At 59.5% G+C, this 17,828-nt stretch carries 14 protein-coding genes; 10 read left to right on the top strand and 4 right to left on the bottom strand.

Annotation, left to right across the window (positions count from 1 at the left end; all coding sequences use genetic code 11):
- Positions 1-422 precede the first annotated feature (422 nt).
- Positions 423-1,865, bottom strand: coding sequence for a DUF2252 domain-containing protein (locus KUA11_RS14110; RefSeq protein WP_217411378.1), 1,443 nt, complete (start codon positions 1,863-1,865; stop codon positions 423-425).
- 193 nt (positions 1,866-2,058) lie between these two features.
- Here KUA11_RS14110 and KUA11_RS14105 point away from each other — a divergent pair, with 193 nt between their 5' ends.
- The 8 genes from KUA11_RS14105 (at position 2,059) to recO (ending at position 12,047) form a co-directional block, all read left to right on the top strand.
- Positions 2,059-3,147, top strand: coding sequence for an LLM class flavin-dependent oxidoreductase (locus KUA11_RS14105; protein WP_217411376.1), 1,089 nt, complete (start codon positions 2,059-2,061; stop codon positions 3,145-3,147).
- Positions 3,148-3,167: 20 nt separating this feature from the next.
- Positions 3,168-3,992 carry an NADPH-dependent oxidoreductase gene (locus KUA11_RS14100; RefSeq protein ID WP_217411375.1) on the top strand — a complete coding sequence of 275 codons (825 nt, stop codon included), beginning with the start codon at positions 3,168-3,170 and terminating at the stop codon, positions 3,990-3,992.
- A 70-nt stretch (positions 3,993-4,062) separates the two neighbouring features.
- On the top strand, positions 4,063-7,482 hold the full coding sequence (gene dnaE, locus KUA11_RS14095) for a DNA polymerase III subunit alpha (RefSeq protein WP_217411373.1): 3,420 nt from the start codon (positions 4,063-4,065) through the stop codon (positions 7,480-7,482).
- A gap of 74 nt (positions 7,483-7,556) precedes the next feature.
- Positions 7,557-7,835 carry a hypothetical protein gene (locus KUA11_RS14090; protein WP_217411371.1) on the top strand — a complete coding sequence of 93 codons (279 nt, stop codon included), beginning with the start codon at positions 7,557-7,559 and terminating at the stop codon, positions 7,833-7,835.
- A gap of 232 nt (positions 7,836-8,067) precedes the next feature.
- Positions 8,068-9,204, top strand: coding sequence for a Rieske 2Fe-2S domain-containing protein (locus KUA11_RS14085; protein ID WP_408744216.1), 1,137 nt, complete (start codon positions 8,068-8,070; stop codon positions 9,202-9,204).
- 209 nt (positions 9,205-9,413) lie between these two features.
- The gene (gene rpsB / locus KUA11_RS14080) at positions 9,414-10,211 is read left to right on the top strand and encodes a 30S ribosomal protein S2 (RefSeq protein ID WP_166313647.1); all 798 of its coding nucleotides are present in this window, start codon (positions 9,414-9,416) and stop codon (positions 10,209-10,211) included.
- A 123-nt stretch (positions 10,212-10,334) separates the two neighbouring features.
- Positions 10,335-11,240 carry a translation elongation factor Ts gene (tsf, locus tag KUA11_RS14075; RefSeq protein WP_217411369.1) on the top strand — a complete coding sequence of 302 codons (906 nt, stop codon included), beginning with the start codon at positions 10,335-10,337 and terminating at the stop codon, positions 11,238-11,240.
- 39 nt (positions 11,241-11,279) lie between these two features.
- Entirely contained in the window at positions 11,280-12,047 is a 768-nt protein-coding gene (gene recO / locus KUA11_RS14070; protein WP_217411433.1) for a DNA repair protein RecO, read from the top strand.
- Here the strand turns inward: recO and KUA11_RS14065 are convergent.
- Both KUA11_RS14065 and KUA11_RS14060 read right to left on the bottom strand, forming a co-directional pair.
- Positions 12,030-12,779 carry a 2-keto-4-pentenoate hydratase gene (locus tag KUA11_RS14065; protein ID WP_217411367.1) on the bottom strand — a complete coding sequence of 250 codons (750 nt, stop codon included), beginning with the start codon at positions 12,777-12,779 and terminating at the stop codon, positions 12,030-12,032. The two genes, recO and KUA11_RS14065, sit on opposite strands and share 18 nt — an antisense overlap.
- A gap of 185 nt (positions 12,780-12,964) precedes the next feature.
- Positions 12,965-14,044 carry a YeiH family protein gene (locus tag KUA11_RS14060; protein ID WP_217411365.1) on the bottom strand — a complete coding sequence of 360 codons (1,080 nt, stop codon included), beginning with the start codon at positions 14,042-14,044 and terminating at the stop codon, positions 12,965-12,967.
- Positions 14,045-14,142: 98 nt separating this feature from the next.
- On the opposite strand from KUA11_RS14060, the gene KUA11_RS14055 reads away from it, so the two are divergent.
- Complete coding sequence (locus tag KUA11_RS14055; protein WP_217411363.1) at positions 14,143-15,027, top strand: LysR family transcriptional regulator; 885 nt, start codon at positions 14,143-14,145, stop codon at positions 15,025-15,027.
- A 30-nt stretch (positions 15,028-15,057) separates the two neighbouring features.
- Here the strand turns inward: KUA11_RS14055 and KUA11_RS14050 are convergent, their stop codons facing one another.
- Positions 15,058-15,510 (bottom strand): hypothetical protein, encoded by a 453-nt coding sequence (locus tag KUA11_RS14050; protein WP_242006183.1) that lies wholly within the window; start codon positions 15,508-15,510, stop codon positions 15,058-15,060.
- 46 nt (positions 15,511-15,556) lie between these two features.
- On the opposite strand from KUA11_RS14050, the gene parC reads away from it, so the two are divergent.
- A complete protein-coding gene (parC, locus tag KUA11_RS14045) occupies positions 15,557-17,776 on the top strand; it encodes a DNA topoisomerase IV subunit A (RefSeq protein ID WP_217411361.1) in 2,220 nt (739 codons plus the stop codon).
- Positions 17,777-17,828: the final 52 nt, after the last annotated feature.

The following is a 17,828-nucleotide window of genomic DNA, read 5'->3' as shown; positions in this document are numbered from 1 at the left end:
TTTCCGAAATCCAGAAGAACCGATTTTTGTGAAATTGTATGACTGGCGATGGAGAGTTCAAACTCTCATGCTGGTATGTCGTTCAGGATTGATGAACGCAGATCTGCTCCATGCAGGTCTTGGTTCTCTCAAAAGGAGAGAGCAAGGTGAGATGTCTAAAAACCGTTGGTATCGTCGGTGTTTTGCTGGTTTTGACGGCCTGTCACCATCACAGGCATCCGCATGAGGGGCCACAAGACTATAATTACCGTCATAGTCATTGGTATGACAGTTCGCATGACATGGGTCGTCCCCCGCCAGATCGAGGATCGATCCCTTATCTTCCCTGAAATATAAAAGATTTTTCAGGGAGGTTGGTAATGTCTTTCCAGACCTGATGTGAACGGTGGCAAGAGGTCGCCTGAAGCAAAGAGGGCTTTCTTTCAGGTCGATGACGGGCTTTTTTTGCTTGTAGGGCTTTTCCCAGTGGTGGAGGCGACGAAATGCTGCCAGTCCTGCCGGGTCTGTTGGGCATATGCCACAGAGAAATCGGCGATGGCATCTGCAAAAGCGTTGCCCTTGCCGGCATAGGCCGAGATGGTGACGGGATCACCGGAGCGGGCATGGGCCCGGGCAAGAACCCGGCCACACAGGCGCGCATAATCTTCCAGCCCGTCCTGAGCGAAATCGGCGCCAATGGCGGCCAGTCGTGTGTCCTTGACCCGGCGGACGTAGAATTGTCGTTCCTCATCGTTGGGAACGGGAGAGGAGGAAGCTGTCGGTGTGATGATGGCGGGGTTGTGGGGCGCGTCGTCAGGACTGTCCGTCCAGCCAAGAAAGGAGTCCGATACCGCCTGCATGATGCGCTGGCCGGTGACGACACGTTTGCCCTGATTGTGGAAAGGCGATTTTTCGCTGACATATGGTGTGAGAACGGAGGCCTGTGCTTCCTTGATCTGGAGCAGAAGCGGTTCATTGTCCGCTGTGGTGAAGAGACCGATGGCGCAGAACGTGCCCACGCTGCCGATCCCCACCACTTTGAAAATGACATCGCGCAGCGTGTAACAGTTCAGCAGCGCCAGACGCTCCTGCGGCTGCGTGGCGATATACCGGGCGAAGGCGGCGCGGATGGCCGTGTCCTGTTCCGGCAGGCGCATCGTCAAAGGAGGGCACTCCCGCAGAGATGGTGCGTTGCTATCATCCGAGATCAGGCCAAAGGCGTTTCGGGTGCTGTCGAGACGTTGCTTGAGTAGGGTTTCCACCCGGTGCCGCGTCTTGGGATTTTCAAAATGCTCTATCGCGCTTTGAAGATCGACGCGGTTGACCCATACCTGAAGCGGACTCAGTCGGGAAAGACGCGCCATTTCCGTGCAGTAGGTTTGCGCCATGATGTTCGCAAGCGACTGCGCGACCCGGTCGGCAAGACCCGTTTCGGCACCTGCGAGAATGAGCGAGGTGCCGAGGCGCTTGATGTCCCACTCAAAAGGCGCGCGAAGCGTTTCATCGAAGTCGTTGATGTCGAAAACCGGAATACCTTCGGGTGAGGCATAACTGCCGAAATTGGCAAGATGGCAATCACCGCAGCCCTGAACGGTCAGTCCGCTTGTCGGTGTGTGAGCAAGGTCGGCGGCCATGACAATGGCGGCGCCCCGGAGAAAAGCGAAAGGGGAGGCCCGCATACGTTCGTAACGAACGGGGATAAGGCTCGGGATCCGAAGTCGGCTCTGCTGATTGAGAAGTGTCAGTGGATCCGCACGGTCCTTGGTGGGTGACCACCCCGCGTGGGACGAGCGAGGCACGGAGCGCCGAAGGGCTTGCCCTCTCTCTCTGCGGGCCGCTCGTGGAAGAAGAACTGCAGGAGAGGCGGGAGTGGGGGACGTTGTCATGAGGGAATTATGCAGAAATCGAGGTGTTTGTCAGTTCCTGCAGGTTTGTCCCGACGTTTCCCGTTAGCTTGCTCAGCAAAGCCGAGCACACCATCCATTTTCCCATTACTCTCACTTGACCATAACTCGCATGACGCGGAAGGCTGCTCGCGCTCACTCTGGCGATCTGATCGCAGACGATGGAGTGATGAAAATGCCTGTAAATTTCATTGGTTATATCGGTTTCAATAATACCTCCGAAATTCACGCTGGCACACGCAGCCGCGCGCTGGACCCGCAATACGTGCGCGATGCGCTGGATGCGCAGGAAAAGGGTGGTTTTGACCGTGTGCTGATCCCGTTTGGTTCGAATTCCCCCGAGAGCCAGATTGTCGCGGCTTATGGCGCGGCCCTGACCACGCGGCTCGGGTTTCTTGTGGCGCACCGGCCGGGCTTCACCCAGCCCACATTGGCGGCGCGTCAACTCGCCACACTGGATCAGCTTTCGGGTGGACGAGTGGCCGTACATATCATCACTGGCGGCGCAGATTCCGAAATGGCGCGGGACGGAGATGTCGGCACGACCAAAGCGGAGCGTTACGCTCGTAGTGATGAGTATCTCGACATTCTGAGGCAGGAATGGACGGCTCGCACACCGTTCGATCATGACGGAAAATTTTATCACATCCGTCAGGCATTCAGTTCTCTGCATCCGCAGAACCTGCCGGTCTTTTTCGGAGGCACATCCCCGGAAGCCATCGAGGTCGCGGGCCGTCACGCAGATGTTTACGCGACATGGGGTGAGTCGCTGGAGGCTACACGCGACGTCGTAACGCGAGTCCGGACGGCGGCGACCAGACACGGTCGCAGGGTTGGTTTTTCCCTCTCATTACGTCCCGTTATTGCGGAAACCGAAGAAGCTGCGTGGAAACGGGCGTCCGAGATCGAGGAGCAGGTTCGTGCCAACCGAGAGGCGGAAGGGCTGCCCACTACCGGGCACCGGCCGCCCAACGATGGCTCTCTCCGTCTTCTGGAAACGGCGAAGCGGAACCGACAGGACACGCGTCTGTGGACAGGCGTGGCCACGTTGACAGGGGCAGCCGGCAATTCCACCGGCCTTGTTGGCACTCCTGAACAGGTGGCAGAGAGTCTGCTGGAGTACTATAGCCTCGGTATCGACAATTTCCTGATCCGTGGTTTTGAACCGCTGGAGGACGCCCGGCGTTACGGTGAGCAGCTTATCCCGCTGGTGCGCGAGCGTGTGGCGGCACTGGATGCGCAGCCTGAGCGTCAGGCTGGATGAAAGTAGGAAGAGGAACGCTCATGACATCGCCGGACGTCGCTCACGCATGGCATCTCAGATATGGGGCCGAGACGTCCGTGCCTGTCGAGACTCTCGATCCGGTCACGCGTGGCCTACTGGCGCATCGGTCCGTCCGCTCGTTTTCGGACCGACCGCTGCCGGTCGGCACGATTGAAACGGCCATTGCCGCAGCTCAGTCAGCGTCTTCTTCTTCCAATCTTCAGATATGGAGCGTCATTGCCGTCGAGGACAGCGCCCGCAAGGAGCGTCTGTCGCGATTGGCTGGCGATCAGGCGCACATTCGGCAAGCGCCGCTCCTGCTGGTCTGGGTGGTCGATCTGGGTCGGTTACGGCGTATTGCCGAGCGGGAGGGTGCACCGTCGGAGGGGCTGGATTATCTTGATACGTTGCTCGTGGGCGTCAGCGATGCGGGCATAGCCGCCCAGAATGCCGTCGTGTCGCTGGAGGCCTCTGGGCTGGGCATCGTCTATCTCGGGGCGCTCCGCAACAATACTCCTGAAGTGGCGAGAGAACTTGGCTTGCCTCCATTGACGACCGTGGCGTTCGGTCTGGCTGTCGGTTACCCCGATCCGGCCGTGACGACGCACGTCAAGCCAAGATTGCCGCAATCGGTGGTGCTGCATCGTGAGCGCTACACCACGACGGACGAGGAAGCTGGCGTGCGGCATTACGATGAATTGTATGCGGACTTTCAGAAGCGACAGGGATTGCCAGAGCGGAGTTGGACATCCACCGTCGCGCAGCGGATCGGTAAGCCGTCCGCTTTGCATGGACGCGAGCATCAGCGCGCCGTTCTTGAAGAGGCAGGGTTTAAATTGAAATAGGAACCCGCTGCTTGCCGCTGCGGGATGAAGAGCGCCTGCCATAGGCCTTCAGTCGTGCTAGACTTATGGAATGTCGTACGCCGATTTCGTCCATCTCCGCGTTCATTCCGCCTATTCCCTCAGTCAGGGCGCCATCCGAATCCCGGAGTTGGTGGGACTTGCCCGCGGGATGGATATGCCCGCCGTGGCGATCACGGATACAGGCAACCTGTTCGGCGGACTGGAGTTTTCGCAGTACTGCTCGGGGAAGGGCGTGCAGCCCATCATCGGGTGTCAGATCGGACTACCACCCCGTGATGACCGGCCCTCTGCTACTTCTGAGCCGATTGTCCTGCTGGCGCGCGATGAGCAGGGATTGGCCAATCTCCAGTTTCTGTCTTCGGCGGGATTTCTGGAAGGCGATACGAGCGATCCCTCCATCAATCTCGATCTTCTGTGTGAGCGTAGTCAGGGATTGTTCCTGCTGACAGGGGGCACGCGCGGACCGCTTTATCAGATGCTGGCGGAAGGTCAGCAGGATATGGCGCAGGCATGGCTGGCGCGTCTGCACGAAGCTTTCGGCGATAATCTTGTGGTGGAACTCAACCGTTTCGGCGTGCCGATTGAAGAGGCAGTCGAACCGGGAGTGCTGGCGCTCGCAGATCGGATGCGTCTGCCAATTGTCGCGACCAATGAATGTTTCTTTCCGCGTCCCGAGATGCATGAGGCGCATGATGCGCTGATCTGCATCGCGCAGGGGCGGACCATGGCGGAAAAAGACCGCTGGCGCGTTTCGTCGGAGTGCTGGTTCAAGCCGGCCGCCGATATGCGTGCCCTGTTCGCGGACTTACCGGATGCCTGTGACAACACGTTGGCCATTGCGCAAAGCTGCGCGATCAAAGTGGAGACACGCAAGCCGTTGCTGCCAATGTGCCCAAAGGTGCGTGAGGGGCAGACGGAGGATGAAACCGTTCGAGGTATGGCCCGGGAGGGGCTGGTCAAGCGTCTGGACGCGATCAACGCGGATGAAAAGACGCGCGAAACCTATTCGGAGCGGCTGGAATTCGAACTCGACATCATCTCCAGCATGGGGTTCCCGGGCTACTTCCTAATCGTTGCGGACTTCATCCAGTGGGCAAAGGCGCATGACATCCCGGTAGGGCCGGGGCGTGGTTCGGGTGCCGGTTCGCTCGTGGCCTATGCGCTGACCATTACGGACATCGATCCTATCCCCTTCAATCTGCTGTTCGAGCGCTTCCTGAATCCGGAACGTGTCTCGATGCCGGATTTCGATATCGATTTCTGTCAGGATCGACGTGACGAGGTGATTGCCTATGTCCGACGCGAATATGGCGCGGATCGGGTGGCGCAGATCATCACGTTCGGAAAATTGCAGGCACGCGCAGCGGTGCGCGATGTGGGACGTGTACTGGGCTTGCCCTACGGCATGGTCAACCGCGTGGCGGAACTGATCCCCAACAATCCAGCCAAACCCGTCACGCTCAAGGATGCCATTGCGGGCGAGCCGAAACTGCAGGAAATGCGCGACAATGATGAGGCGTTGCGGCGTCTCATGGAAATCGGGCAGCAGCTTGAGGGGCTGTATCGCCACGCCTCCACGCACGCTGCCGGTGTGGTGATCGGTGATCGGCAACTTGTCGATCTTGTCCCGCTTTATCGCGATCCGAAGAGCGACATGCTGGTGACGCAGTTCAACATGAAATATGTTGAACAGGCGGGGCTTGTGAAGTTCGACTTCCTTGGCCTGACGACGCTCACCATCCTGCAGCGCGGTGTCCGGTTCCTGAAAGATCTTGGCGTAGAAGTCGATCTTTCAAAAATACCACTTGATGACAAGCTGACCTATGAAATGCTGGGACGCGGTGACACGGCGGGTGTGTTCCAGTTCGAAGGCGCGGGCATGCGTGACGTGCTCAAGCAGATGCGGCCATCCCGGCTGGAAGATCTGATCGCTGCCGTGGCGCTGTATCGACCGGGGCCTATGGCGAACATTCCCGATTATTGCCGGCGTAAGCATGGAGAAGCTTGGGAGCCGCCGCACGAAGAAATCCGTGACATTCTTGAAGAGACCTATGGCATCATGGTCTATCAGGAACAGGTCATGCAGATCGCCCAGAAGATGGCGGGCTACAGCCTGGGTGGCGCCGATCTGTTGCGGCGCGCGATGGGTAAGAAAATTCGTGCTGAGATGGATAAGCAGCGCGAAATCTTCACCGAAGGTGCTACAGGGCGCGGTATTCCGAAAGAGAAGGCGGGCGAGGTCTTTGACCTCATGGCAAAGTTCGCTGACTATGGCTTCAATAAATCCCATGCGGCGGCCTACGCACTGGTGTCGTATCAAACGGCGTGGATGAAGGCGAATTATCCCGTCGCGTTTCTGGCGGGCTGCATGTCGCTGGCACGCGAACGAACGGAAAAGCTGGCGGCCCTGCGGCAGGAAGCGGAACGACTTGGTATTCGCGTGCTGCCGCCTGACATCAATCGTTCGGACGCGGATTTCACGGTTGAGAAGCAGGAAGATGGTTCCTACGGTATTCGTTATGCACTGGCGGCAGTGAAGAAAGTCGGCTTTGCCGCCATGCAGGTGTTGGCAGCGGCACGGGGAGGAAAACCCTTCCGCGATTTGGCGGATTTCGCAGCGCGGATCGATCCGAAGAACCTCAACAAGATGCAGCTTGAAAATCTGGCGCGCGCCGGCGCGTTCGATTCACTCGATCCCAATCGTGCGCGCGTGTTCGGGGCTATCGAGACGATCCTGCGAAGTGCACATGCGCGCGCGCAAGAAGCGGCAAGCGGGCAGGCGGGGCTGTTCGGTGGCCCGACGGAGCCTGAGCCGCTGCGACTGCCAAACTGCCCGCCGTGGCCCGAGTTTGAAAAACTGTCATATGAAGCCGAGGCCATCGGCTTTCATATGACCGCGCATCCGCTGGATTCCTATAAGGCAGCGATGCGAAGGATGGGTGTCGTATCGATGTCGCGCCTGTTGACGGCGGCGGAAGGGGGCGTGACGCGCGTGAAGATCGCGGGTTGCGTGGTGGATCGCAAGGAGCGTCCGACGCGCACGGGCAGCAAGATGGCATGGGTCAATCTCTCGGATGCCAGCGGCAGTTGTGAGGTGACACTGTTCTCCGAGGTTCTGGGGCGTGTGCGTGAACTGCTTGTGGCGGGGCGGGCTGTTCTGGTGACAGCCGATCTCAAGCTGGATGGGGAAGCGCTCCGGATCACGGCCAGCGACCTGGTGGACCTGGAAGAAGAAGCCTCACGCGCGGGTGGGGAGATGCGGGTCTGGCTGGACAGCGCGGAGGCGATTGCCGGTATCAAGGCGATTCTGACGCGTCAGGAAGGAGGGCGTGGTTCGGTCGTTCTTCTGCCCGGCATAGCTGAGACACAGGAGGTGGAAGTGAGGCTGCCGGGGAGATACCGGATCAGTCCGGTCGTGGGACAGGCGCTCAAGACGATTGCAGGTGTGACGCGAATAGATTCCATTTGATTCAACTTATGATTGTATGAAGTTAAGATTTATGGCATGCCGGACAGTAGCCTCATAAGGTTGGGAGAGGGCAGATGCAGATCGCGGCTGCTGGTATGGAAACGACGCGGACGTCAGAGCGCATGACGGCCCAAGACAGTTCATCATCGAATGGAAGTGCCAACGTGGCTGTTTCCGCTTCGACGCCAACGGCGGCCAGTGATCTTCCGCCCGTCAATCCGGCGTCGCATATCGATCCCGGTCTGGGCATCGTTGTGGTGGAAACCTACAACACGGCGGGTGAGGTAATCGAGCAATACCCGACGGCGCATATGATGCAGCAGTATTCGTTGTTCGGTTTCAAAGCGAGCTGACGGAAGCATCGCCTTTTCGTCTTCTTGAGATGGATCAAGAAAACAGTCGGGGCAGGTCGCGCAGCCATGCAGAGCGCGGGACTTGCAATCGGTAGGCCACCGGTCGATCTTCCTCTGTCAACAATGATGGACTGATCGGCACCGGGGCTGGACGCGAGGAATGTGATCCGCTGTTCCTGCCCGTGTAAGGTCACGTTGCAATGATCTGGAAACGGGAGATGCGGAAATGGTGATGCAGATGGACGTGGGGCGGCAAGCCTCTGCTCCGACGGAAAAGCCGGTTCGTCGCGATGAGTCTGCGGTTACGCGCGAACTCCACACCTCGACGGAGCCGGATCTGCGCCGCGTCGATCTCGATCCGAATTTCTGGTACCCGGTCGCCTGGTCGAACAAGGTCAAGGCGGGCAAACCGTTCGGAACACGCTACGGGGCAGATCCGATCGTTATCGTCCGTCCCGATAACGGTGCGCCGATCTATGCTCTGGAAGACCGTTGCGCACATCGGCAGGTGCCGCTGAGCAAGGGCAAGGTCGAGGGTGATGTGGTGAAATGCTGCTACCACGGCTGGTCGTTTGACCGGAAAGGGTGCTGCGTGACGGTGCCTTATCTCAATAAGCCCGGTGTGGGACGCGGCGTGAAGACCTATCCCTGCAAGGAAAGTGGCGGGCTGGTCTTCATTTTCCCCGGTGACCCGGCTCTGGCCGAGAAAGTGCCTGTGCCCGTTCCGTGTCAGGTGAACAACACCGAGGAGTTCAAGACGCGGCGTTTCGATCCGCACGTGAAATGCCACTACAGCTTCATGCACGAAAACCTGATGGACATGAATCATCAGTTCCTGCACCGTAAGCAGATGGGGCAAATCACTGCCCGCTTCCTTGGTCAGGACAAAGGTGAGAACTTCGTGGAGGCTAGCTACAGCTTTGCCCGCAAGGGCGGAGAGCAGCCTCTGGCGGAGCGTCTGCTGTTCGGACGTCACGACAAGACTATTGATGTGAAGGATCAGCCGATCGATGAGGTCGTGACGATCCGCACGACCTATCCGTACCAGACGCTCCAGATCCGCGACAAGGACGGTGACCTGATGATGGATCTCTGGGTGGCTTATGTGCCACTTGGGGAGCATCAGGAAGAAACGCAGGCTTATGGTCTTCTCTCCGTGCGGCGGCCGAAGATGAAGTTCCTCCTTGATCTGGCATGGCCCGTGTTGGGAATCTTCACGAACCGTATCTTCATGGAAGACAAGGAAATCGTGGAGATGGAGCAGGAGGCGTGGCGCGAGCTTGGAGGAGACCACAATGTGGAGGTCTTCCCCGTGGTCCGCAATCTTCGGGAGCTTCTGCGCCGTTCGGGTGTGCCCGAGCAAGTTTAAGCGCTCCATTCTGGGCGGCAGGCCGCCGCCCGGTAACTGTCACCATATCTTCGCGGGCGTATTTCTTGCCTTTTGTGGGTAAAGGCGGCATATACGCCCCGTTCGCGTCAGGTGGCGCGGAACTTCACACGCAGCGTCCGTCCTGGTGTCCGGCATGACCGGATCTGGTGCGCTGCGGAGGAACAACCGGAACACAAGGATTTTGCATCATGGCGATGCCTGATTTCACCCTGCGCCAGCTTCTCGAAGCCGGTGTCCACTTCGGCCATCACACCCGTCGTTGGAACCCGCGCATGGCGCCGTATCTGTTCGGCGTGCGCAACCAGGTTCACATCATCGATCTGCAGCAGACGGTCGTTCTGCTTGACCGCGCCCTGAAGGTCATCCGTGACACGGTGGCAAGCGGCGGTCGCGTCCTGTTCGTGGGCACGAAGCGCGCGGCATCCGATCTGGTGGCTGAATCCGCGCAGCGTTGCGGTCAGTATTATGTCAACCATCGCTGGCTCGGCGGCATGCTGACGAACTGGAAGACCATCACCGGTTCGATCAAGCGTCTGCGTCGCATCGAGGACATCCTTGCTGGTGAGACGCAGGGTCTGACGAAGAAGGAAATCCTCGACATTACCCGCGACAAGGACAAGCTTGAGCGTTCGCTGGGTGGCATCAAGGAGATGGGCGGTCTGCCCGACATCCTGTTCGTCATCGACACGACGAAAGAGAAGCTCGCAATCGAGGAAGCCAACAAGCTGGGTATTCCGGTTGTGGCCGTGCTCGACAGCAACTCGAACCCTGAGGGCGTGACCTATCCGATCCCGGGCAACGATGACGCCATCCGCGCGATCGAGCTGTATTGCAACCTTGTCTCCGGTGCTGTGCTTGACGGTATCTCGGCTGAGCTGGGCGCTTCCGGTCAGGACATCGGTGCGGCGGAAGAGCTTCCCGTCACCGAACTGATGGAAGAAAAGGCGGTTGCCGAGCAGGCTGTCGCTCCGGCTGAGGCTGGCTGAAGACATACGGGACGTTTCTCCTCTCCTGTCTTCTCATGGACGGGATGAGGCGACCCCGCAGAATTGATGCAGGCACGTTGCCCATAGTGGTGACGTGCTTGCTGCTATTGTGGAGATAAGATCATGGCGGAAATCACTGCTGCACTCGTCAAGGAACTGCGTGAGCAGACCGGCGCGGGCATGATGGACTGCAAGAAGGCCCTCAACGAGGCCGCTGGTGACATTGAGGCGGCCGTTGACTGGCTGCGCAAGAAAGGCCTTTCGGCTGCGGCCAAGAAGTCCGGTCGTGTGACGGCGGAAGGTCTGGTTGGCGTTGTTTCCGAAGGCAAGCGTGCGGCGATGGTCGAGGTGAATGCCGAGACCGACTTCGTGGCTCGCAACGAAGCATTCCAGAACTTTGTGGAAGAGGTGGCGAAAGCCGCTCTGAAAGCTGGCGACGATCTGGAGAAGCTGAAGGCTGCTGTCGTGACGTCTGGTCGTACGGTGGCCGACGAACTGACGCACCTGATCGCCACCATCGGCGAGAACATGTCGATCCGTCGGGCGCGCGTTCTGGAAGTGCCGTCAGGTGTGGTTGCGACGTACATCCACGGCGCGCTGAAGCCCGGTCTGGGTAAGATCGGCGTTCTGGCCGCTATCGAAGCCCCTTCCGAGAGCGATGCGATCGAAGCTCTTGGACGTCAGGTTGGCATGCATGTCGCCGCGACCCGTCCGAGTGCTCTGGACATCAGCAGCGTCGATCCGGAGTCGATCGAGCGCGAGCGTTCGGTGCTGCGTGAGCAGGCTCTGGCCTCGGGCAAGCCGGAAGCCATTGTTGAGAAGATGATCGATGGTCGTATCCGCAAGTTCTATGAGGAAGTCGTTCTTCTGGAGCAGGTGTGGGTCCATGACGGCGAGAGCCGCGTGAAAGCCGTTCTCGACAAGGCTGGCGTGAAGCTTGTTGCGTTCGATCGCTTCCAGCTCGGTGAGGGCATCGAGAAGGAAGAGAACGATTTCGCGGCTGAAGTTGCCAAGGTTGCTGGCAGCTAAGGTCAGGCGTCGTTGACGATGCGCGAGGGCGGGGCATCCCTGAACTGGGAGGCACCCGCCCTTGTTCTTTCCAGCACTCTTTTTTCCGAAACGGATGCTCTTGTGCATCTGTTCGCACCGGCGCAGGGCGTCGTGCATGGATTGGTAAAGGGCGGTGGCAGCCGCCGCAGCGCAGGCATCTGGCAGATGGGCAACCTTGTGCAGGTGACGTGCCGGATGCGCTCGGAAGGTCAACTCGGTCTGGTCTCTGGCGAACTCGCAGCGGCGAATGCCGCCCGTGCAATGAATTTTCGGGCAAGCCTCGCCTGTCTTGCATCCGTTTGTGCGGTTACGGATGCGGCTCTTCCCGAAGCCGAACCCTATCCGGGTCTTTGTCAGGACACGGCAGGTTTTCTGTCCATGCTGGGAACGGAAGGTGAGGCAGGGCAGGGTGCTGAGATCGCCACCCTTGTGGGCTGGGAAGTCATTCTCCTGCGTGATCTGGGGTTTGCGCTCGATCTTTCCTGCTGTGCTGTGACGGGCGAAACGGAGGATCTGGTGTATGTATCTCCCCGTACTGGTCGCGCGGTCTCACGTGCCGGCGCGGGGAAATGGGCATCCCGTCTTCTGCCGCTGCCTCATTTCCTGTTGGACCCTTCGGTCAATGGAACGCCGCAGGACTGGGACGACGGTCTGCGACTGACAGGCCATTTCCTGATGCGGGATGTTTTCGGCCCTGTTCACTGCCCCTTGCCATCCGCGCGTGTTCGGCTTGCCGATATGGTGCGGGCTTTGATCCCGACGGTCGCTTCAGGCGAGGAAAGCTGAAACACTTCCCAACGTGTCGAAGCACGCGGAGACATGTGTCCGATGCGGCACGAAAGTTGCGCCGGAAAGAGAGCCGGTCGTCACAATCGTACCGGCTGTGATCGGCAGCCCGCGCTCGGCGGCATGTCGCGCCAGCCAAACAAGAAGTCGCAGGGGATCTCCCGCAGCGTTGCCACCGATACGCTCGGCCGTCTGACGATGATCGATGCGCAGCACAAAGTGCTCTGAGGTGGGATCGAATGTTTTCCAGTGAGAAAAAGCTGCTCCAATGACCAGCGCGCCATGGCTTTGCTGATCGGCCATATGCGCGAGAGAGGGTTGCGAGGCCGGGCGCTCATACCGCGTGTCCACAATCTCGATGACGGGATGCACGCTGCCGATAGCATTGAGCACAGTCTCGCGCGTGATGGTGTCTCCCACATCATGGGCAAAGCGCCACGCTATTTCCGCTTCCACACCGCGATGGCGCAGGAAGTCGGCGGGAATGACGACACCATCGGGGAAAAGAGTGTCCTCGTGGAGCGGGGCGGCGGAAGGCTCGGCCTCCGGGCTGCTGGCTCCCACTTTCCATCCGTGCACGGGACCGAGTGCGGCCGCCACGCTGTTTTGGACCGCATACGCCTCTGTTACCGTTGTTGGCACGAGATCTGCGGGAACCTGTGTCAGAGGAGCCGACACACCCTTGCGGACGGAAAGCAGATGGGCGGCAAGAGAAGCCGTTGCGGACGTCATGGAAAGAGTCCTTTGTCCTTCAATGAAAAGAATGTGTCCGCGTCATGAACGACCGCCGGAGTGTTTGTCTTTTCGAACCTGACGCGAAAGAGAGTGTCAAGCACGGGGACAGAATTGCAAAGAGACAGCTTTTGATTTGATGGCGGCCTCCACTGAGCAGGCGCGTGTTCTTTCCTACCAAGCCATCAGGTCAGCCCGATAAGGTGCAGCAACATCAGACTTATGGCTGCGAGCGTGAGCAGTGAGAGAATTACGGCTCCTGTAACGGGTCCACCCGCTTTCATGACGGTGCGTATATCCACGCCCAGACCCAGTGCCGCCATCGATACTACCGTCAGGAATGTCGCCAGATTGCTTGCTGCTCCTGCCATCGTTTCGGGAATGAACCCGAGGGAGCGGCAGGCCGCCAACCCAAGAAATCCGACGATAAACCACGGCACGAGATGCGACAGTCGAGGTTGCTGGCCCTTAGGCGTGGTGATCACGTCCTCCGCTGCAGTGAGACGTGGGGCTGCAAGAGAGAGCGCGACGCAGACCGGGCCAAGCATCAGCACCCGTACCAGTTTCACCAGTATACCTGTCTGGACAGCCGTTGCGCCGAAAGGGGCTGCGGCCGCGAAGACTTGAGGAACGGCATAGACCGTGAGACCGGCAAATGTACCGAACGCGGCATCGCTCATATGGAGCATCAGGCCGGCCACAGGCAGGCCCAGCACGACCGCAACACCCAGAATGGCTGTAAAGGCGATGGAAGCCGCGACGTCTTCACTGTCCGCGTTGATGATGGGAGCCACGGCTGCGATGGCGGAGTTTCCGCAAATGGAATTGCCGCACGCCACCAGCATGGCCATGCGCCACGGCAGACCGATCAGGCGACCGATGCCGAAACTCAGGGGTATGACAAGCGCCACGACGCTGACAATTCCCGCAAGAAGAACGGGATTGATCGCTTGAAGCGTTCTGACGCTGACCGAGGCGCCCAGCAGGACAACCGAGATTTCCAAAAGACCTTTCGCGCCGAAAGCGATGCCCGCATGCCATCTCGGGCTTGGGTTCCACAGTGTTCGCAGAACGGCCCCCAGCAGAATGGCCCAAACGAGGGCTTCCAGCCATGCTTTGCCGAAAACTACCTGTTCTCCGGCTTGCAAAGCATAGGCCATGGCTGTGACAGCCAGACACAGAGCCAGACCGGGGCCGAAGGCACGTAACCGGTAAACTCCTGTGTGGCGGTGCGCGAGCGATGCGTGCTGGACCTGTGAGACCATGACGGTGTCCTCCCGTCCATTGATCTAGGCGCTTGCAATCAATCTCTCCAACGCATTGTAATGGTCATTCTGATCGTATTTTGTGATTGATTGGAAGCATGACCCTTGAACAGCTTCGCATTTTCGTGGCGGTGGCCGAGCGTGAGCATATGACGGCTGCGGCCCGTGCGCTGAACATCACGCAATCCGCAGTTTCGGCGGCCATTTCAGCACTTGAGGAACGGCATGGCATCCGGCTGTTCCATCGTGTTGGACGCGGTATCAGTCTGAGCGAGGCGGGCCGATTGTTTCTGGATGAGGCACGAGCTGTGCTGGCACGGGCTTCAGCCGCCGAAAACGTGCTGGACGAGTTGGGTGGCCTGCGGCGTGGAACTTTGCGGGTCGTGGCCAGCCAGACCATTGCGGCCTACTGGCTTCCGCCCATTTTTGCGCTCTTTCGTAAGCGTTACCCTTTGCTGGGAATGGAACTGTCTATCGGCAACACGCAGCAGACGGCTGCGAAAGTGCATGCCGGCGAAGCTGATCTGGGATTTGTGGAAGGAAAGGTCGATGACCCAACATTGGCTCACTGGCCGGTTGGGGAGGATCGCCTGCTTCTGGTCGGCTCAGAGCCGTTCGGGAAGAGAGAGATTAACGCGGCGTGGTTACGGAAGGCGCACTGGGTCACGCGCGAACCGGGGTCTGGCACCCGGTCCACACTTGATGAAAGCTTGCGCAAAATCGGTGTCGATCCGGATGATCTGCACGATGTCCTTGTGCTGCCATCGAACGAGGCGGTGCGCACAGCCGTCGAATCGGGCGCGGGCATTGCCGCCCTGTCTGCGTTGGTGGTCCAGCCAGCCTTGGTGGCAGGACGGCTGCATGCTGCGCCACTCGAATTTGGGCCGCGCGTTTTCTTCGGTCTGCGGCACAAGGAGCGTTATTGCAGCAAAGCGACCGATGCGTTTCTCGACCTCATGGAAGAATATCAGGCGGGACGATAGGCTGCAGGAGAGGCGCTCTAGTGGCGTTTCTTACCATTCGGCTCCGATGACATGCTTTGGCTGGTTCGGGCCCGGATCGGCATTGGCGGACCACACGCTCCAGTCCCAACCGGGATGCTGATTGATTTCAGCCGTCATGGCGGGCTGGGAGGGAACGGGTTCGAGCGTGTGGCGGGTGTAGTCGATAAACGCGGACTGACTGCCCATGTAGACACATCCGCAGCCGATGCGGTCAGCATAGAGATAGACCGGGCCGGATGTGGTCGGGCGATAGGTCATTACGCCCGCAGGCAGTAGGTTCATCATTTCATAACGGGCCGTGGTGTTGGCATAGTGCGCGGTGAAGCCGCTCATGGCCAACTGATCGCCCGCTTTGAGAAATCGGTCGGCCGGGGAGCAGGCCGACAGCGTGCCAATGAGGATGGCAAGCGGGGCGAGGCGAAGTGGCAATCCGCATCGAACGCGGGTCGGGACGTTGGCCAAAGCGTGTCTCTCCGTTATTGGGTGCACACGACGGAGGACACGGGACATGAGTGACACGTTCGAAGGCCATATCGAGGACACGCGGCTCACGGATGCATTGAGCGAGCGGTATCTGGCGTACGCACTGTCCACCATCATGTCCCGCTCGTTGCCGGATGTGCGGGACGGTCTGAAACCGGTGCACAGACGTCTCGTCTATGCCATGCACCAGCTCCGCCTTGATCCGACGTCTGGGTTTAAAAAGTGTGCACGTGTCGTCGGTGACGTGATCGGTAAATACCATCCTCACGGCGATGCTTCGGTTTATGAGGCCCTCGTACGTCTGGCTCAGGACTTCGCTGTCCGCTTTCCTCTCGTAGAGGGACAGGGCAATTTCGGTTCCGTGGACGGCGATAACGCGGCTGCGATGCGTTACACCGAATCCCGGCTGACGAAGGTGGCGCAGGCGCTGCTGGAAGGCATCAATGACGATGCCGTCGATTTCCGCCCGACCTATGATGGCGAAGACGCCGAGCCTGTCGTGTTGCCTGCCGCCTTCCCGAATCTTCTGGCCAATGGTGCCGCGGGTATCGCCGTGGGCATGGCAACGTCCATTCCGCCGCACAATGCGGGCGAAATCTGTGCGGCGGCCGCTCTTCTTATCCGTGATCGGAACACGCCCATCCCGGATCTGCTGCGCCATATGCCGGGTCCGGATTTTCCAACCGGCGGCATTATTGTTGAGGACGCCGATGCCATTCTCAGGGCTTACGAGACTGGGCGCGGAGGCTTTCGCATCCGGGCGCGTTGGACAACGGAACCCGGTCGTTTCGGCACATGGCAGGTGGTGGTCACCGAAATTCCGTATCAGGTGCAGAAGGCGCGGCTGATCGAGCAGATCGCGGACCTTCTGGTGCAGAAGAAGCTGCCGCTGCTGGCGGACATTCGCGATGAAAGTTCCACTGACATCCGTTTGATTCTTGAGCCCCGATCCCGCGCCGTTGAGCCGGAAGTGCTCATGGAAACGCTGTTCAAGGCGACACAGCTTGAAAGCCGTTTCTCTCTGAACATGAACGTCATCGGTCCTGACAGGACGCCGGGCGTGCTCAATTTGCGCGACGTGTTGCTGGCGTGGCTCGATCACCGCAAAATCGTGCTGGAGCGCCGAAGTGTTCACAGACTGACGGCAGTGGAGCGACGGCTGGAAATCCTCGAAGGGTTCCTCGCGGTCTATCTCAACCTCGATGAAGTGATCCGCATCATCCGTGAAGAGGATGACGCCAAGGCAAGCCTGATGCAGACCTTCGCTCTGTCCGATGTGCAGGCCGAGGCCGTTCTGAACATGCGGCTGCGCAGCCTGCGCAAACTTGAGGAACTCGAAATCCGCAAGGAGCACACGGCCCTCTCAGCGGAACGCGATGAACTGCGAGCACTTCTGGGCGATGAGGCTTTGCGCTGGAAGCGAATTGCGACCGAAGTGAAGGAAATTGGCAAGGCGTTTGGTGGCGGCCCACTGGGCACGCGTCGCAGCACGTTGGGTGCGCCGCCTCCGCAGATCGACCTGTCAGCCGCCACGTTGGTCGAGCGTGAGCCCCTGACGATGGTGCTCTCCGAGAAGGGATGGGTTCGCGCCATGAAGGGGCACGGCATCGACACCGCCGGCCTGAAGTTCAAGGAGAGCGATTCCCTGCGTATGGCGCTGCCTTGCCAGAGCACGGACCGGCTGTGCTTCTTCGCCACCGATGGACGCGCCTTTACGATCAATGCGGCCGATCTTCCGCGCGGTCGAGGAGATGGGCAGCCCGTGCGTCTGCTCATGGATCTGGCCAATGAGGAAGACATTCTGTCGGTTTTCGTCATCGAGCCGGAGGGAAAGCGGCTCGTCGCGTCCGATGTGGGACGAGGCATGATCGTGGCGGATTCCGATTTCGCAGCGGAGAAGCGCAGCGGCAAGCAGGTTCTCAACCTCAAGGGAGACGAGAGCGCGAAGCTGTGTATTCCGGCGGAAGGGGATTATGTGGCAGTTCTGGGAGGAGACAGGCGGCTTCTGATCTTCCCCCTTGAGCAGCTTCCCGTCATGGCGCGCGGATTGGGAGTGGCGCTTCAGAAATACCCCGATGGTGGAAAGAAACTTGGGCTGAAGCAGGCTGTCGTCTTTACGCAGGCGGAGGGTCTGATCTGGCCGGGTGCCGTGCGCCCCCGGTCCATGGCCGATCTGGAAGCATGGGTTGGCAAACGTGCCGCTTCAGGCAAGGCTGCTCCACCATGGGCGCTGCGCAAAGCCTGAGCGTGCGGGTCGTGCGCCATAACGAGCTGACAGCCAGCCGGGACGTTGTGTC

The organism is Acetobacter estunensis, from assembly GCF_019083805.1.
Classification (GTDB): Bacteria; Pseudomonadota; Alphaproteobacteria; order Acetobacterales; family Acetobacteraceae; genus Acetobacter; species Acetobacter estunensis_A.
The sequence above is the reverse complement of the archived record's forward strand: the minus strand, read 5'-3'. Positions and strand labels throughout refer to the sequence as shown.

What these genes read in the sequence shown, in the direction of transcription:
- KUA11_RS14110 (WP_217411378.1), bottom strand. Translation starts at nt 1,865, where the DNA reads ATGACAACGTCCCCCACTCCCGCCTCTCCTGCAGTTCTTCTTCCACGA.
- KUA11_RS14105 (WP_217411376.1), top strand. Translation starts at nt 2,059, where the DNA reads ATGCCTGTAAATTTCATTGGTTATATCGGTTTCAATAATACCTCCGAA.
- KUA11_RS14100 (WP_217411375.1), top strand. Translation starts at nt 3,168, where the DNA reads ATGACATCGCCGGACGTCGCTCACGCATGGCATCTCAGATATGGGGCC.
- dnaE (WP_217411373.1), top strand. Translation starts at nt 4,063, where the DNA reads ATGTCGTACGCCGATTTCGTCCATCTCCGCGTTCATTCCGCCTATTCC.
- KUA11_RS14090 (WP_217411371.1), top strand. Translation starts at nt 7,557, where the DNA reads ATGCAGATCGCGGCTGCTGGTATGGAAACGACGCGGACGTCAGAGCGC.
- KUA11_RS14085 (WP_408744216.1), top strand. Translation starts at nt 8,068, where the DNA reads ATGCAGATGGACGTGGGGCGGCAAGCCTCTGCTCCGACGGAAAAGCCG.
- rpsB (WP_166313647.1), top strand. Translation starts at nt 9,414, where the DNA reads ATGGCGATGCCTGATTTCACCCTGCGCCAGCTTCTCGAAGCCGGTGTC.
- tsf (WP_217411369.1), top strand. Translation starts at nt 10,335, where the DNA reads ATGGCGGAAATCACTGCTGCACTCGTCAAGGAACTGCGTGAGCAGACC.
- KUA11_RS14065 (WP_217411367.1), bottom strand. Translation starts at nt 12,779, where the DNA reads ATGACGTCCGCAACGGCTTCTCTTGCCGCCCATCTGCTTTCCGTCCGC.
- KUA11_RS14060 (WP_217411365.1), bottom strand. Translation starts at nt 14,044, where the DNA reads ATGGTCTCACAGGTCCAGCACGCATCGCTCGCGCACCGCCACACAGGA.
- KUA11_RS14055 (WP_217411363.1), top strand. Translation starts at nt 14,143, where the DNA reads ATGACCCTTGAACAGCTTCGCATTTTCGTGGCGGTGGCCGAGCGTGAG.
- parC (WP_217411361.1), top strand. Translation starts at nt 15,557, where the DNA reads ATGAGTGACACGTTCGAAGGCCATATCGAGGACACGCGGCTCACGGAT.